Raw genomic sequence first — 15,875 nt, 5'->3', positions numbered from 1 at the left:
GGCTCTACGGTCAGGGCCTCAGCCTGAAGGGGGCCATCCGCGGCTTGGTCTCGAACGTCAGTTCGAGGTCGAGGACACCCGGAAGCTGATCCGGCAACCATTCGGTCAACGTCCAGGTCGCCATTTCCAGCAACGGCTGGTTCAACGCGCCGAACAGGACATCGTGGAGCGTAAGCAGCCGCCGATCTTCATATACGAACGTCGTATTCCAGATTTCACCGGTTTCAGCGGCGAACAAGCGGAAATGGCTGTAGCCCAACGGCAACGGCGTCTTTGGAAGAGCCTGCACGAGGGATGTGTAGCTCGTCGAGGCGAGTCCGCTCAGGGCTTTGCAGAATGCTTGGATCTCGAGCGGGTCGTGCCGGCCCGTCGTCGAGATCGCACTGGCCAGCGCTATATGGTGGTCCAAGCCGTCGCGATGGTCGCTCCCTTTGAGACTCACGTACGTGTCTCCGATCATTCGTTCGATTGCGAAGTTCATTTTCCACTCCTCTGGTTGAACCCTGCTCCGATCGCATCTGCAGCCAATGCGAGGAGATGCTTCTCCCCTTCCCTCCTGCAGAAGCCGCCCGGCCCGAGGTTCGGAACGCCGGCCCTCCTTGCGTCCCGCAACGCGTGCTGCCGCGACACACCTCGACGGGCAGCGAGTTCGCCTGCGGAGATGTGAGTTCGCGCGAGGTCGAGCACGTAGGCGACGGGCACGAGCTTTTCGTGCGTGCCGGGGGCTGTGCGGATGGCACCGAGCAGTGGGACGGACTTGCTGAACCCGAGGTTGAGGACCTCAGTCGCATCGATCTTCGACATCGTCTCCGAGTAGGAAATCTGGCGGAAAGATCTATCGCGCGCGTCGAACGCCATTTGGCACACCCGTCGGAGATCGGACGGATCGATGAGGATGCGCCGGGACAGCGGGCCCGAGTGGGATGCGAGGGCGTAATTAAGCTTCGTGCCGGGCGGAATCGATCCGTCGACGAGAACTGCAAAGACCGGACCCCATGGTTTGAGGCGGCCGCCGACGGCCTTCATGGCCGAGTAGAGCGGAAGCGTGCAGATTTCCGGATCGCCGTGGGCACCTGCCGCTAGTTGGCGCTCGAGGCGGTCGATCGAAGAAGCCACGATCTGCATCGTGCCGTAGCGCGCCAGGACGAATGGATGGTCTTCCTGGTCGAGCAGCCGCATGGCGACGAGTTGCTCGATGCCTTGGCATGAAACGCCGATCGCCAATCGCGCGGCTGCCATCGACATCCGGACGCGGCCGAGGTTCACGATGGTCTGGAAGACCTCGACCGGAAAACGGGGCTCGGGCCGGCCATGGTCGAGGACGAACACTGTCGGGAACGCATTCCGGTGGCGTAGGTCGGAGAGTTCCTGGGAACCAATGCTGGAGGATTGCGCAACGTCGGTGATGGAGCGGGTGCGCTTCAGGATGGCGTCGCCGTTCGGGCCGTCGAGGTCGACGTCGACGCGCCACTCCGCGATGAGCGCCTGTAGTTCGGAGGAAACGCCGGTGTTCCGCTTCGGGCTGAGAAATCGGATCGTGCGGCCGCCGTTGCCGTCGTTGTGGCGGTCGGTGCGCGTCGCGATCCGGGCGGACGCCAGTGCGCCCATGGCGTCTGGCCAGCCCACCATCACCCGCCACGCACCGGCGACGGCGCCACAGATTTGCAGGGTCGGGGCGGCGAACAGAAGCACCGGATCGGTGGCGAGGGAGGGATCGACTACCGGCAACAGGTTGACGAGCAGGTCGAGTGCGACCGACGGACCGGCTTTCGAGATACGCTCTGGTAGAAGCGCAAGCGATGCCGAACGCCGGCCGGGATCGTGGTTGACGAGGCCAGCGGCTGCGGTGAGCGATGGCCGAAGAACCTTCGGAACGACGCCGGCGTGAGCCGTCTTGAGATCCGCCATGCAATGCTCGCAGCGGTCGATCCCGAGTGTCTGCCGCCAGGCGGGGCGCTTCCCGCACCCCGGGCAGGTGTCGCGCAGCGTCTGCCAGCTCTCCGTGCAGAACGGAAACGCACGGATGTGCCAGACGGCGCGGTCGTATGCGTGGCCGATGTGCTTGTCCGCCAGCGACATCGCCAGTCCGCGGGGGGCGTAGCGGCGAGAGTGCTTCTCGATGAGGTAGCTCGGTATCGCGACGCCGTGGAATACGTGGCGGTCGTATCGACTCGAAGGATCCTGCTCGGTTCGCGGCGTGGCGCGAACGAGAAGTTCGTCCGCCTCGCAGCTCATGACGTGGGCGAGAGCGGCGATCTGCTCGGGTGTGGCGTAAGGAGCGTATTGCCTGTGCCCGTAGACCACGCCGGCGTGCGAGGTGACGTCGATCATGCGTTCGAAATCCGCCTCGTCGGCCCAGCGCGCGACCGCGCCGTTGAAGGACTCGCCGGGGATGAAGATGAAGTCAGTCATGGGACGTCCCCCTCATGATCATCGTCGGCGTCGACGCCGTTCCCATCGTCTCTCCCGACGGTCCGGTGTGCATCCTCCCTGGCAGACCGGGGCACGCTCTGCGGCTGCGTGCCGTCGAACGGGTTGTAGGCGAGTCGCTCGTTGCCCACGGCCCAGTCCTGGACGGCGTCGGAGAGGTCCTGACGTGTTATGCCGCTGTGGCCGTCGCGGGTGATGTTGATGACTGCGGTCTCGATTATCCGGCTGAACTGCCCGATCAAGCCGCTTGCGGACTCGAGGAGAAGCTGGGCGATGACGGGCGCGCCGAGGCCGGCCTTGGACGTGATCACGCCGGCATCGACGAGCGCCTCGTCGAACGCATCGGCGAAAGCGGTGAACTCCGCTTGGTGTATGCCCCACATCAGACGGCCGATGCTCACCGGGGTGTCCAGGCGGTTGCCGAGGTCATCCGTCGCCTTGAAGATCGCCTTCGCCTTGAGCTTGCCGACGAACGCGATCGCGCAGTCGCCGTCGTCGAGGATGTCGAGGATCTTCGTCGCGATCACGGGGTGGATCGTCAGGCGCCGGCCGGCCCGCTGGAACTCGTCTAGGATCATGAGGTCGACCTTGCGATCCTTGATGCAACGGCGGGCCCGGGCCCAGCGCTTATCGGGAGTGAGGCTCTCGGGCCTGGGTTCACCGAGCGCGCGCAGGATGTCGGCGGCAAGCGAGCCGACGGAGCCATCGCTGTCGAGCTTCACGTAGACGGCCGAAGCGGTGGATTCGCCGAGCGCGACCTTGATGCGCCTGACGTAGTCACGTGCGCCAACGCTCTTGCCGGTGTAGCTGGGCGCGAGGATCTTGACGCAGGGCTGGGGCATCCGCGCCATTCGCAGGAGCGGTGCGGCGACCCGCATCTCCTCGAACGTCTCGTCCATCTCGGTCTGCGGCGCGTAGGGGCTACGGATGCCCCGGACGATCAGGCGCCGATAGGCGACGAGCAGGTGACCGGTCAGCTTAGTCGGGTCCAGTGGTTTACCCGTCAGGACCGATACCCTCTGTTGCAGGGCGTCGAGGTCGAAGTCAGGGTCGTCGAGCTGATCAGGCGCTTCATAGGTCATCGGGTGGCTCCTCTGGGCCCCGCCCGCACCGCGGGCGGGGCGTTGTTTCAGGCGGCCGCGCCGCCGCTGCGACGACGGCGGCTTGGTTGCAGGACGTCGTCCTCGCCGCCAGCCGGCGGTGCGGCGCCGGCCCTCGGGTCCCTGGGTTTGCCGGCGTCACGGGTGTCGACATGGCCATCACGGTCGAAGCGCCCCGGACGCGCCTTCCGCCGCGGTACCGACCTAGGCGCGAGTATTTCGGCGTCGAGTGCGGTCAACGCCGCGCTGTCATGCGAGATGAAGTCGTCGATCGAGGCGGACGCGGCGTAGTCGGTGTCGAGGTGGACGATGTTGCCGGTGATCCGACGCAGGCGAGGGATCTCCAAGAGCTTGGCCAAGGTAAGTCGCTCGCGGTGCTTGGCACCCGGGGCGATGTTGCGGACCGCGGTAATCCGGCGCGCCCGGGCCTCTAGGCGCTCGGCCTCGGTGTTGAAACCCCGGGGTGCGGCCTCGTCCTGGTCGATCTGCGACAGGCGGCGCAGCGACGGCGGCGGGATGTCGCCGTCGGCCGCCTGGGCGAGCCTCTTCGCCCGGGGCTTCGCACTGTCCTCAGGCTCGGCGGTGGCCTCCTTTGCCGCGAGCGCCACCAGATCGCGGTGGAACCAGAGCGGCATGCCGTCGGCGTACGTCTCGTTCTGGCACTTAAGTTCGACGTAGGACTTCGTGGTCTTGTCCCAGGCGTGGACCACGGCAATGTTCTCCGGATCGAACTTGACCTTGGTGACGACCGACGCGTCGACCTTGGCTTGGCGGCGCGGTTCGAAGCGCAGGTTGTTGTCGATCAGCCGCGGGACGCCGGCGTGGCAGAAGTAGCGGAGGCCGTTGAACATGCGGGCGCCGCTCTTGGTGATGCGGACGTTCTGCTGGACGTCAAGCGTGTCGAGACGGAAGCGGCGGACGTCGCCCATCACGTCGATGCCGTGCCGGTTGGCCGACTTCTGCCACTTGAGCGCCGGCTGGCATCCTATGCCCTCGTTGATCTCGGTGTGCAGCTCGGCGATAGCCTTGTTGCACAGCGCCTCGATCTCGTTGATCGTGACCGCGGCGTAATCCTGCCCGTCATGACCGGAGCGCTCGTTTTCAAGGATGGTGCCGGCCGCGCCAGGCAGGTGCTCGAGCATCTTGCGCTCGACGGTGCCGTTCACGCGCTCGCCGACGGCGCGGTAGGTTGGCGACTTGATTGGGCACCAGCGGACAGAGATGCCGGCCGACTTGGTCGCGTCCTCCATGCCGTGACAGGTGAACTCGGACGCGTTGTCCACGATGATCTCGGTGGGCTTGCCGCAGATGCGCTTGAGGATCGGGTAGCGCTCGGCGTCGACGGCCGGCGGCCGCTTGGGCAGGTTCATGCGCCGCAACGTCTCGCACACGGTGGCGTAGCTCGGTGGACGGAAGGTGATCACCCACGCGACGATTGCGCGGCTGTGGACGTCGATTGCGAAGGTGAGCCAAGGCCTGCCCGCGACGATGTCGCGTTCGATGTCGATGACGACGAAGGCCCCGAGTGGGGTGTGGTCGATGATGACCTTTTCGAGGATGCGGCTCGCGGTCAGCGGCTGGCCGCCGCCGCGCATTGTGCTCTTGACCATCTCCTTGCCGTCGCGGGCCGCGACGGTGTCCGAACCCCGCAACGCGATGCAGGAGCGGCGGAAGGCGTCGTAGGAGAAGATCGGATACGGCTTTTCCGGCGTGGGATAGAGGACGCTCATGCCCATGTTGACCTCGCGCAGCTCAGTAGCGGCCAGCGAGTAGCCACCCGTCATCGACCGCTTCGTCTGCACGGTGTCGAGGGCGTGCTTCTGGCGGATCTCCTCGGCCGTGTCGTCGAGGTAGGGTGCCCGCGGCACCTTGCCCGAAAGGCGGACCATCAGCTTGGGCCGTCGCGCACCGGGCTTGCCGCGCTCCGAGCGCCAGCGCTTGATCGTGTGCGCGTTGTCGGGCTCGCCGTGTTCGTCACGAAGGGCTGGGGTCCAATGCTCGGCCAGGCCGTCGGCGATCGCCTTGACCCCGTTCTTGATGCCGTTGGCGTCGAGCACCTCCACCTGCGCGATGGACTTGCGCAGACCCGGATCGATCTCCTCGAGATCGGACATGTCGAACTCGGCCGTGGCGGCGAGCAGGCGGGAGGCGACCACGTTCTCCGGGAGCGTCACGTCGATGCGGTCGTCGACGACGAGACGGTCGTAGTCGTCGTCGGTCGGCATCGCGGTGCCGCCATGGCCGTCGGGGATGAGGAAGGGCTGGCCGGTGTGGCAGTCCATCAGCATCAGGCGACCTGGGACCGCGTACACGGGCGGCTTGTGAGGCCGGCCGTCGATCCTGATGATCGTGCCAATGGGGTAGTTGTATCTAGGAAGGAGCTGGTCGTTCACGATGCGTCTCCTGGTGCGGAGAGCGTGCGTCGGCGATCTGCCGACCGTAGGCACGGTCTCGGTAACCGGGCCTGCGAACCCGGACGAGGACGCCGGGTGGCGTCCCGATTTCGGGGTTCTCGCGGCTGGTTACCGCGTGTCGTAGCCGACGATGCACCGACTGAACTCGTCGATGCAGACTGTGAGCGTCGGGCGGAAAATGGTGCTGTGGCTGTTTAACACGAGCGTCTCTACCCGGGCGGCGTAGGTCATCAGCTTTTCAGGACCGCCGAACGACCTCGTACTGTTTGAGGTATCGTTCTGATCGCGGCGGAAAGCCGACGGCCGCACGCTGCCTCGGGACTTGGCGGGTACACCCTTGCGGTGGCGGGCGGTGCTCGTAGTGTGCTTCATAACGTTCCTCCGATCAGCGGATGCGCACGGGGGTGCGGTTGGTCAGCAGCTGGCGTAGGTCGATCTCGACGCGGCGACGGACGGTCAGGCCTTGGATCACGGCGGCACCACGGGCGGGACAGGAGGGGTCGATGACATTGGCGAGCTCGCCGTAGGTGGACTCCGAGCCGTTCTGGATCGCGTAGGCTTCGAAGCGCCGGAAATGCTCGGGCGTTATGCTGACAAAGCGGCGGCCCGCGAAGGTCTCGAGATTGTCGCGGTGGTAACGGTTCTCGAGAATCTCGTCGGCCATCACGAGGCGGAAGCGCATGCCGATGCGGCGGCAGATCTCTTCGACGCCGGCCAGCTTCAGCCGGTAGCCGGGCTCCTCGAGCTGGCGCTCGTCGCGCTTGTACTCAACGAGTTCGTCGGGCCCGTCGACACGGCTGATCCAGAGGTCGGCGTACCAGTCGTTCCAGACGTCACCGATGGGGAACCGGAGCAGGCAGGGTTCGCTCTGGGCCCACTCAACCGTGAAGTCGCATTCGGCGGCAAGCAGGCCGTAGCGCGCATTGCCTCGCCTGATTTGCTCCCGCGGCGGGGGTCGTTGCCTCATTTAAAATGCTCTCGAGATTGTTCGGGAGCGAGCTATGAGGACGGTGAGCATGGCAACGCGTACGGAGCTGGTCGCTGCGATCAGCGAACGGTACCGATCGGCTGATCGAGCAAGCAAGGGCCGGGTGCTGGACGAGTTCGTTGCGGTGACGGGATTTCACCGCAAGCATGCGATGCGGCTGATGCGGGCGGGCCCCGCGGTCACGACGGCGAACGTCCGCATCGAGCGTCGGATCTACGACGAGGCGGCCCGGACCGCGCTTATCGTGCTCTGGGAGGCGGCGGATCGGCTGTGCGGCAAGCGATTGCGACCGCTCATTCCGATCCTGCTGGAGGCGATGGAGCGCCATGGCCATCTGGACTTGGCGCCGGCGGTGAGGTCGCAGCTGACGAAGATGAGCGCGGCAACGATCGATCGCGTGCTTCGCGCCGCAAAGGCCGGTAATCGCAAACCGCGGCGACGTGGTGTCGCGGGAACGGCGCTCCGGCAAAGCGTACCGATCAGGACGTTTGACGACTGGGACAATCCGGCACCGGGGTATGTCGAAGCCGATCTCGTATCGCACAGCGGTCCGGTCGCGAAGGGAAGCTTTGCGTGGACGTTCACGTTGACTGACATCGCGACCGGCTGGACTGAGTGCGCGCCGCTACTGCTCCGCTTCGCCTACGGCTCCGCTCCACAGCGTCCCATCAACCGGGAATCGACCTCGCCTGGTGATCGGCGTAGGGGAACACTCTGGTGAGGCAACGGCATCACCGCTCGGGAACATCTTCTCGTGAGGCAACACGGTTCTCACCGTGATTGTCGCGCAGCAACGCCGACAAACGCACCTCCGGAAAGTACCTTCACGGACGGTGTTCAAATCAGCGGATATTACCGGCGCAACGCGCCAAGCCGGCTGGCCGGAGCAGTCGCCACGTTCGCCCCTGGTGCCCGGACGCCCTGGAAGGTGAACCCTCTGGGTCAGACATTGATCGTGACCGATGGTATGGGCTGGGCGCAATGCGGGGGCGAGGCGATCGTCGAGATCCGCGCCGGCGATGTGATCTGGTGTCCGCCCGGGGAGAGGCATTGGGAAGGTGCCACGCCCGATGAGGCCATGACCTACCTGGCCATTCACGAGGGAACGGTCGAGTTCACAGGCAAGGTGACCGACGAGGAGTATCGAAAGGGGCCATCGATCACCTCTTTTCGGTCGTAACTCCCCCCGCTGAGAAGCACGGAACCAAGAACTGAATGGCGCCGCTCGTCGTCAGTCAACCCTGTCGCTTGATCCAAGGCAGGAATGAAACCGACCATGCCGACCGTCTTGATGATTGAGCGATATAAGGGCCTTGGCCTAACCGCGCCACCTGGCGGCACACCGCGGATGACAGCTCGCCGGCCTGCGATTGACCGATGAGGCCGGCGGAGTTTTCGTGAGGTCGGGCCTGCCGAGCAGGTTTCGCCAAGAGTTTACGCAGCAGGTTGTGAAGGCCGCGGGCGGTACCGGTTTCGGCGCAACGGACGGACCGTCGCATCGATAAAAGGGATGTTCAGACGATGGAGGGCGCGACGACTTGTTGTTCGAACGATGTGTTGGTGAGGGGCGGCGGCCGGACCAGGCTTTGGGCAGTGCATCGTTGACGGTCCTTGCTTGATGACCCACAACGGCTGGCACGTTTGAAAAACACAGGTGTGCCCGGAGTAGACCCATGGTCAGCAGCGACGCCGAAAACGCCATCCCGGCCAACTTCTCGCTCGCGCGTCTGGTCAAGATGCGAAGTGCCTGCGCCGAGGATTGAATTACTTGGTTGTCTTTAGAGGTCGCCTGCATGGCGCCACAGGTAGGGTTGTCAAGGCCGCGTCGACATCCGCCCGCCGGACGATTGCGCCTCTGCTCGTGATGCGATGCGCTGCCGCGGGGTGGTCCCGGCGACCCGGGTCCGCCTGAGTCGGATGGCGTGACCAGGCTAGAGTATCCGTTGTGATCAAGCGGATTTCGGTGTCCAGTTTCTGCCTGTTTTGAGCAGCGAGTTTGCCAGGATGACGAGCTTACGCATGACCGCTGTGATGGCTACTTTCGGCGGTTTTCCGGCAGCAACGAGAGCCTTATATTTAGCCTTCATGTCGGCGTTGAACCGGGTGGCGACGAGCGCGGGCATGTAAAGCGCGTGTCGCAGCTGGGCTCGTCCGCCCCGGATATGACGCTTGCCGCGGTGCTGCCCGCTGTCGCGGGCGATTGGTGCGAGGCCGGCCAGCGACGCGACCTGCTTGCTGTCGAGCGTTCCGAGTTCGGGCATTTCGATGAGCATGGCGATCGCCGTAGTCTCGCCGATACCGGGAATGGAGACGAGAACCTCGAAGCGCGTTGCAAGGTCCGGCTCGCGGGACAGGCTGGCTTTCAGCTCGGCGTCGATCGCGGCGATCTGCCGGTCGATCTGGGCAAGCCGCTGCGCGGCGTGGCGTTTCAAAAGCCGCGAGCGACAAACATGCTCGCGGTTCTTTGCAGCGGTCCGGTCCTTGACCAGGCCGAGCCTGGCAACCTGCAACTCCTTCATATCGTCGAGGATCTCGCTGACGATTGGCCGCGACGGCAGCTCGAGCAAGGCACCCATGCGTGCCAGCATCGCGGCGTCGACTGCATCGGTCTTGGCGTTGCAGCCGATTGCCTCGGCAAAGCGCCGGGCCTGGCGCGGGTTGACCTTGGCAAGCGGCAAGCCGGCACTACCGAGCCGGCGCTCGAAGTTGTGGTGGTAGCGTCCGGTCGGCTCGAAGACGACGCGGGCGATGCGACGATCTGCAAGCCAGCCCAGCAAGGCCTTGAGGCCTTTGGCATCATTGGTGAACTGGCGGGCTGTGCCCGCCGGGTGCAAGTGAACGTCGAGCGTCGCTTTGCAGATATCGACGCCGACATTCTGAGCTATACTGGTCTCCATCTTTTCCAGGTCCTCTGCTTGTCATGCGGGCCCACAAGCCCACGTATCCGTTCAGGCCACAGGAAAAGAGAAGGGCGATCAAACTCTAGCTCGGTCCATGACGACCAGCATTTTTACGATCCGTCCCTTCCCGCCACCGGCGAGTTTGCGGCTCGTCGGCGGCGGCCTATCTTCGCAGAAAGGCCGGAGTCTTCATAAGACAAGCTGTAGTCCGGCACGGTAGATACGTCAGAACAGGATCGCCTGCAGCATCGCTAGAGTCCGCCGAACGAGGCCGAGAGCGCCCGCGATGTCGCCAGCTTCGGCGAGGGTCGCCTGGACGAGTGCCGACGTCGCGGCATCGAGCGAAAGCACGGTTTCGTCGTAACGCCCGTCCTCGTCGGGCAGCTGGTTCCATCGTGCGGTCGCCCGGGCGAGACCGGCGGCGGTCGTGAGCGCCGACATCCAGGCTTGGAACACGGAGTCGGTAGCGAGCGGATCCAGGCGATGCTGCAGCGTGTCGAGCAGGCTGCCGAAGGATCCAACGAGATTGGCTTTGGTCGCCATGACTATGTTCCTCGGAAGGCGTTTACAATTGCGGTGACCGCGGAGAGAGCGCGGACGACGCGCTGGCGGGCGATCTCCGCCACACGCGCGCGTTCGGTGCGGCTCAGATGGGGATCGGCCTTAAGGACCCGTCTGAGATCCTTGTCGGTCTCGGCGACGACCACCAGAAGATGGTCGAGCGCCGGATAGAGCTGTCCCGCTGTCTCGGCCGCATCGCTGCGGGCGTAGAAGTCGACCATCGCGTCGTGACGCTCTTTCGACGCTACCGGTGGCGCGGCGTTCAGAGCGTGTTGCATGCGCTGGGCGGCGAGGCCGAGCAACAGGACTTCGTCGCCCTTGCGGCTGTTCTCCCAGATCGCGATCTGGCTGCGCAACGCCGAGAAGATCGGATCCTCTCCTTCGGGGCGCTTTGCGACCAGCTTTCTCAACTGGTCGACCTTGTCCTGTTGGGCGGCAAGCTCACCAAGATATCCGATGAAGTCCTTGACCGCCGCGACGCGCTTGTCGTCTTCGGCAGGCAGCACGGGGTGCTTGTTGAGAACGGCGACGAACAGCCCTTCGGCCGCCTTCGCGGTGGTGAAGGCGTCCTCGAACTGGCGCGCAGGATCGGCCGGCTTCGCCTCGACGATCTGCGTGAGCGCATCGGCGTAGCTGCTCAGCGCCTCGATCAGGGTCAGAGCCGGCGTGAGTTGGTCGGTCAACGGCTTGAGCGACAGCGGATTCCCGGCGGGACCGCCCGGACCGCTGCACAAGGCGCCTCCGTTGGTGGTCCTGACGAGCTCAGGTTCGGTCCGCAGTCGGGCATCCGGGCGGCCACACGCAGCATCGGCCGTGACTAGTGCGATGTTGGCGGCACGTCGGCTAGCTTCCACCTTGCCGAGGAACTGCCGCGACGCGACAGCCGCGACATGCCCCTGCTCGGCGACCTTGCCAGCGTACTCGACGCGTAGCGCATTGGTCGCGCATCCACCGAGAGCAATCACGAGGCCCGTGGCCCCGATCCATGACCTGTTCCGAAACATCGCGTATCTCCTAGTTGCTGGAGGACTGTTTGCTGAGCCGGCTGAGGATGTCGGGAACCAAGCGCTCGGCAAAGCCGGCGAGCAGCGCGAGGATGAGCATCCTGAAGAAGCTCGGCTGGTCGAAGAGTCCGAGCCCGATCGCCGTCCTGCAGAAGGCCTTGTCGTTGAGCCCACGCGCCCGACAATCGCTGGCGACGTAAGTGGTGGTCGACTCGTCGGCCGCCTTCGCGCCCGCGCCGTTGGGATCGACCGGGGGCTTCGTGCTGGGCGTCGGCGTCGATACCGCTGTCAGCGGCGCAGGAGCCGCACGGGCTGCATCATTGCCCACCGGCACGATTGGCGCGGCCGGCGTCTCCACCTTGCTGTCCGATCGGGCCGGTGTCGATTTTCCTGCATCCGTTCCGCCGCCAGTGCCGGTGCTCGCTTCCGGGCGCGGCTTCGCCACGCCGGTCGAGTTTGCGGTCGAGCCCTGCGTGACCGGGCTCCTAGCCGAAGCGATCGTCTCGGGGAGCATGCTGCCGAGCAGATTCGCCATCACGACCCAGTAGATCACGAGCGCGAAGCCGCCGCCGGTGAACAGCGACATCAGGATGCCGACCCAGCCGATACGCAGGCCGGTAAGTTCGTAGACGCCGTCCTCGGTGAGCGCGTCACGCGATACCGCCTGCTGCAGGCGGTTGCTGATGCTGAGCAGTGCTCCGAACATTCCCAATGCGACCAGAACGGTCATCCCCTTGAAAGCGGGTTCTCGGATGTGATCGTAGGTGATAGCGAGCATGCTGCTGGCGACGGCGAACGACACCCAGATGAAGAGTTTCAGGCGCTTGATCGACTTCTCGCGTGCGATGTTCATCAAATAGTTGCTGTGGATGATGTCGAGCAGCGTCTTCGTCTGCTCACGAAGGAAGTCGGCGCCCTGCCAACGGACGTCATCCTTGGGAGGAATACTGTCCAGGTAGGTCTTGCGGGTCTCTAGCGGCACGACGCGGCGGAACCGGTCGTTGATCGCCCAGAACCGGGCCAAGATCATCTCGTCCGGCATGGTGTCGACGAGACCCGCCTCGATGTACAGGAATTCCGAGAACTCCGGATGCGGCTTCCGCATCGCCTCCGCGTACTCACGCTTGAGATCGGCGAAACGGTCCGTGTGGGTGGGACGGCAGGAATTGAAGTTGTCTCGGAGCGATCTGCCGTAGGTGCGGCCGACGTAGCTCGATTCTTCCCAGATCTGATCAGGTCCACTGCGCATGGAACACCTCCCCCGTTACAGCTCGGCGAAGAAGGTCAGCGACGGGGCGAAGAAGTACTCACCGCCGCGCATCGTCACGAAGCCATGGAAATCCGCGTCGACCTGCGCGCTGGCGGGCGCTCCGTAGTGAGCTCGCCACTGCTGGACGGCGGTCTCGCCTGGAGACAGCTGTCCGATGATGGGGTCGATCCCTGTATCCGCGCGGATGAAGTCGGGTTCGTTGGCCCAACGGCTTTGAGTGAACTCGAACTGCCGGGATATGTCCTGATTGTATGCCATGAATAGCAGTCCCACGCCGCGGCGCGGTAGTGACGAGATGGTATCGAGATCATCGGCACGCTCGCCGAACGGGATGCCCCGCCTTGGCATCAGGTGCGCGCGCTCCTGCGCCTCAACCGCTCCGAACTCGTCGACGGTGCCGCCGCGTGGATTGACCTTACGGATATGCGCCTGGAACGGACATTTCAGGCCGTCGAGATCGCCAGCATAGTTGAAGTCGTTCGCCGCGGGTGGAACCCCGGTGTCGGACTTCTGGACCGCGAGTGGCGTCCCGTCCTCGAAGCGCCCGACCACCATCGCTCCAGCCCGCTCTTCGTCGACACCGACCAGACCGAGCGTCGCCGCGAGCTGCTGCTCCTGACGCTTGAAACCGCGGACGTCCTGCTCGAGTTTGCGATAGACGAGGTAGCTACCGTACGCGTCTTCGGCCCGGGATGCCGGGTCGGCGACCAGCGCGATCCGCCCGGGACCGAAGGCGGGGTCCCACTGGCCGATGCCACCCGACACCCGCTCGGCGGCAACGTCGTCGGCAAGCATCAGGGGCTGGCTGCGACCGTCGACATAGCCGAAGTGCTCTATCCCAGGCCCCTTGTCGACGCGGCGCAGGGCGTGACCTGCATCGCGGCCGACGACGTGGATGCCCGCCGTGGTCAGGCGGGTCTCGATCTTGGCCGCAGCGTTGGCAACCGCCGTGACGCTGTCATCGGCGATCACGACCAGGCCATGGATCTCCTCGGCGAACTTGGGCTCCCATGATTGGGGCGAGGGGTCGTGCAGGATGGCGGCCTGCGCCTTCATGCCTGCCCGAAATTGCGGGTCCGCCGGAATTTCCGTGTCCGCGACGCCTAAGGCGCGATAACCTGCCGCCGAGATCATGATGAACACAGGGGTCGCCCCGCCGATGCCCAAGGACTTGAACTTCTCCGTCGCCTCGAGTTGGCTCAGCGCCGACGTTACATGGCCGCCAAGCTCCTTGAGAGCGATCCGGACCTTCGCCACCTGCTGCGAGTCGAACCTCAAAAACAGGTTGAGGGTCTGATCCCGACCATGTCCTTTGAGGATATTGCCTTGCAGGCGGGCGAGTAACGTCGCCAGTTGAGGATCTCGCCAATCGATCGGCCTGTCCAACATCTCACTGGGAATTGCCATGGTCATTCTCCGCTACGCCCCAGGACTAATTGGTCGCTGGTCATCGCCGCCATGAATACGTGGCGGGAGTGCGGAGACCGCTCGGAAGGCGTTCGGCGGGCGTGAATTGTGCGTGATTTGGCTGACTGCGTTGGGAATCGACACGACACGGGGGCGATGAGGGGGCAGAATGTCTGGTGCAGCGAAGCCTCGACTGGGTCTGTTCGGGCCGTTCCGACTGACTTCGGCCACAGGCCAGCGAATCGAAGTACCGAGCCGGAAGGGAATCGCACTGCTGGCCATGCTCGCCACGTCACCCGATGGGGAGCGCTCGCGGGGCTGGTTGCAGGACCGCCTTTGGGGTTCGCGCGAGCGCGAGCAGTCTCAGAGCAGTCTGCGTCGCGAACTGTCCCAGGTTCGCCGCATACTCGACGACCATGGCCTGGCTCTGATCGAGACTACCGGCGACCGTGTCCGCTTACGGCTCGATGCCATCGAACTGATGCCGGCATCCGCTAGCGATTTCCTCGAAGGAATCGATCTGCGCGGCGAGGAGGTCTTCGAGGAGTGGCTGCGCGAACAGCGTCGCGCCACGGTCGTCCCGAAAAGCCCGCCAACACCTTTTCCGAAGCCGGCCCTCACTCCCGGCCGGCCGGCATCGCTGGCGATCCTGGGGTTCGAAAATCAGACCGGAGATCCGGACGCGGACTACCTCGCCGAAGGCATCGGCGAAGAACTCATAGATCGGGTGTCGCGGCTGCGCTGGCTGCCGGTCATCTCGCCCGGCCCGGGACCGGCGCCGAAAGCGGGCCTGCTCGAGTCCGGCCGCACCCTTGGCGCGGCTTACATTCTCGGCGGGCGCCTGCGACGCGTCGACCACGGCTACTGGCTGTCAGGGCAGGTCATAAACGTGGCCACCGGTGAACTGGTCTGGTCGCCGCGCCTGCGACTGCCGGCCCCGCAGGCGTCCGGTGCGCTGGCGAGCCTGGTCGCAGAGCTGGTCGCGGTGCTCGAGAACCGTGTCGCCGATTTCGAGGGGGTGCGTGCGCTCGCCGTCCCCGAGGTCGAGCTTTCGGTGGCGGATTTGGTCTGGCGCGGTCGCTGGCACCAGGATCGGCTGTCGCATCACGATACGGAGACGGCCGGGAAACTGTTGAAGCGGGCCTTGGAACTGGCCCCGAACTGGTCCGTGGCAGTGCTCGAATACGCGCGCCATCTCGCTCTCAGGGCCTGGAACCGTCGCCTGACCGGAGAGTCCGTCGAGGAGATCCGGGCGCTCGCCCAGCGCGCCGTCGTTCTCGACTACGAGGATGCGCGTGGCCACATGCTTGTCGGTGCCTCCGAGATGTGGCGGCGGCAGCCGATCCCCGCGGAGATGTCGCTCCTGCGCGCGGTCGACCTCAATCCGAGCCTCGGTATCGCGTGGGATCAGCTGGGCACGCTGCGCATCCTCACCGGTCGGCCGGATGCGGCGCTAGAGCCCTTGGCGACGGCGATGCGGCTGGCGCCCCTCGACTACCGGCAATTCTACAAGCAAGGCGAGGTCGCGATGGCGCAACTCATGCTCGGCGAACTCGACCAAGCGCTGGCCGCGGCCGATCGCTCGATCAATCTGCGCCCCGGCTACTGGTATGCACACGTCTGCAAGATCAATGCTCTCGCCCGCAGTGGGAAACCTGCGGACGCGCGGCGCGCGTGGAAGGATCTCCAGCACAACCGACCCGGTTTCGAGACGAGCTACATCGACTGGATACCGTTCTCGGATCCGAAATGGCGCGAATGCCTGAAGACCGGGATCGACGCCGCAGCGGACACGTAGAGG

The 15,875-nt window shown here is 65.0% G+C and carries 13 protein-coding genes and 1 pseudogene; 3 read left to right on the top strand and 11 right to left on the bottom strand.

All coding sequences use genetic code 11. The features are described 5' to 3' along the window. Positions 1-10: 10 nt before the first annotated feature. The 6 genes from KX816_19005 to KX816_18980 form a co-directional block, all read right to left on the bottom strand. Positions 11-481: a hypothetical protein gene (locus KX816_19005; GenBank protein QXQ06236.1), complete on the bottom strand. Its 471-nt coding sequence runs from the start codon at positions 479-481 to the stop codon at positions 11-13. Continuing rightward, positions 478-2,412: a hypothetical protein gene (locus KX816_19000; GenBank protein QXQ06235.1), complete on the bottom strand. Its 1,935-nt coding sequence runs from the start codon at positions 2,410-2,412 to the stop codon at positions 478-480. Before KX816_19000 ends, KX816_19005 begins: the two co-directional genes overlap by 4 nt. Further along, positions 2,409-3,512 carry a TniB family NTP-binding protein gene (locus KX816_18995; GenBank protein QXQ06234.1) on the bottom strand — a complete coding sequence of 368 codons (1,104 nt, stop codon included), beginning with the start codon at positions 3,510-3,512 and terminating at the stop codon, positions 2,409-2,411. Before KX816_18995 ends, KX816_19000 begins: the two co-directional genes overlap by 4 nt. A gap of 47 nt (positions 3,513-3,559) precedes the next feature. Further along, on the bottom strand, positions 3,560-5,923 hold the full coding sequence (locus KX816_18990; protein ID QXQ06233.1) for a transposase family protein: 2,364 nt from the start codon (positions 5,921-5,923) through the stop codon (positions 3,560-3,562). Between the two features lie 129 nt (positions 5,924-6,052). Continuing rightward, the gene (locus tag KX816_18985; GenBank protein QXQ06232.1) at positions 6,053-6,316 is read right to left on the bottom strand and encodes a hypothetical protein; all 264 of its coding nucleotides are present in this window, start codon (positions 6,314-6,316) and stop codon (positions 6,053-6,055) included. A 13-nt stretch (positions 6,317-6,329) separates the two neighbouring features. Next, positions 6,330-6,911: a hypothetical protein gene (locus KX816_18980; protein ID QXQ06231.1), complete on the bottom strand. Its 582-nt coding sequence runs from the start codon at positions 6,909-6,911 to the stop codon at positions 6,330-6,332. Between the two features lie 34 nt (positions 6,912-6,945). Here KX816_18980 and KX816_18975 point away from each other — a divergent pair. Further along, positions 6,946-7,569 (top strand): annotated as a pseudogene (locus KX816_18975) (transposase). Positions 7,570-7,773: 204 nt separating this feature from the next. Beyond that, complete coding sequence (locus KX816_18970; protein QXQ08676.1) at positions 7,774-8,112, top strand: cupin domain-containing protein; 339 nt, start codon at positions 7,774-7,776, stop codon at positions 8,110-8,112. A gap of 769 nt (positions 8,113-8,881) precedes the next feature. Here KX816_18970 and KX816_18965 read toward each other — a convergent pair. The 5 genes from KX816_18965 to KX816_18945 all read right to left on the bottom strand — a co-directional run bounded on the left by KX816_18965 (position 8,882) and on the right by KX816_18945 (position 14,074). Continuing rightward, positions 8,882-9,829 (bottom strand): transposase, encoded by a 948-nt coding sequence (locus KX816_18965; protein ID QXQ06230.1) that lies wholly within the window; start codon positions 9,827-9,829, stop codon positions 8,882-8,884. Positions 9,830-10,057: 228 nt separating this feature from the next. Beyond that, positions 10,058-10,375 carry a hypothetical protein gene (locus KX816_18960; GenBank protein QXQ06229.1) on the bottom strand — a complete coding sequence of 106 codons (318 nt, stop codon included), beginning with the start codon at positions 10,373-10,375 and terminating at the stop codon, positions 10,058-10,060. A 2-nt stretch (positions 10,376-10,377) separates the two neighbouring features. Next, entirely contained in the window at positions 10,378-11,397 is a 1,020-nt protein-coding gene (locus KX816_18955; GenBank protein ID QXQ06228.1) for a hypothetical protein, read from the bottom strand. Positions 11,398-11,407: 10 nt separating this feature from the next. Continuing rightward, positions 11,408-12,646 carry a hypothetical protein gene (locus KX816_18950; GenBank protein ID QXQ06227.1) on the bottom strand — a complete coding sequence of 413 codons (1,239 nt, stop codon included), beginning with the start codon at positions 12,644-12,646 and terminating at the stop codon, positions 11,408-11,410. Between the two features lie 15 nt (positions 12,647-12,661). Next, positions 12,662-14,074 (bottom strand): peroxidase, encoded by a 1,413-nt coding sequence (locus KX816_18945; GenBank protein ID QXQ06226.1) that lies wholly within the window; start codon positions 14,072-14,074, stop codon positions 12,662-12,664. A 169-nt stretch (positions 14,075-14,243) separates the two neighbouring features. On the opposite strand from KX816_18945, the gene KX816_18940 reads away from it, so the two are divergent. Continuing rightward, a complete protein-coding gene (locus KX816_18940) occupies positions 14,244-15,872 on the top strand; it encodes a hypothetical protein (protein QXQ06225.1) in 1,629 nt (542 codons plus the stop codon). Positions 15,873-15,875 lie beyond the last annotated feature (3 nt).

It is taken from the genome of Sphingosinicellaceae bacterium (assembly GCA_019285715.1).
Lineage (GTDB): Bacteria > Pseudomonadota > Alphaproteobacteria > Sphingomonadales > Sphingomonadaceae > Glacieibacterium.
This window is presented reverse-complemented; position numbering and strand designations above follow the sequence as displayed.

Bases quoted from the DNA above. Each gene is read 5' to 3' on its own strand.
- KX816_19005 (QXQ06236.1), bottom strand. From the start codon at position 481: ATGAACTTCGCAATCGAACGAATGATCGGAGACACGTACGTGAGTCTC.
- KX816_19000 (QXQ06235.1), bottom strand. From the start codon at position 2,412: ATGACTGACTTCATCTTCATCCCCGGCGAGTCCTTCAACGGCGCGGTC.
- KX816_18995 (QXQ06234.1), bottom strand. From the start codon at position 3,512: ATGACCTATGAAGCGCCTGATCAGCTCGACGACCCTGACTTCGACCTC.
- KX816_18985 (QXQ06232.1), bottom strand. From the start codon at position 6,316: ATGAAGCACACTACGAGCACCGCCCGCCACCGCAAGGGTGTACCCGCC.
- KX816_18980 (QXQ06231.1), bottom strand. From the start codon at position 6,911: ATGAGGCAACGACCCCCGCCGCGGGAGCAAATCAGGCGAGGCAATGCG.
- KX816_18965 (QXQ06230.1), bottom strand. From the start codon at position 9,829: ATGGAGACCAGTATAGCTCAGAATGTCGGCGTCGATATCTGCAAAGCG.
- KX816_18960 (QXQ06229.1), bottom strand. From the start codon at position 10,375: ATGGCGACCAAAGCCAATCTCGTTGGATCCTTCGGCAGCCTGCTCGAC.
- KX816_18955 (QXQ06228.1), bottom strand. From the start codon at position 11,397: ATGTTTCGGAACAGGTCATGGATCGGGGCCACGGGCCTCGTGATTGCT.
- KX816_18950 (QXQ06227.1), bottom strand. From the start codon at position 12,646: ATGCGCAGTGGACCTGATCAGATCTGGGAAGAATCGAGCTACGTCGGC.
- KX816_18945 (QXQ06226.1), bottom strand. From the start codon at position 14,074: ATGGCAATTCCCAGTGAGATGTTGGACAGGCCGATCGATTGGCGAGAT.
- KX816_18940 (QXQ06225.1), top strand. From the start codon at position 14,244: ATGTCTGGTGCAGCGAAGCCTCGACTGGGTCTGTTCGGGCCGTTCCGA.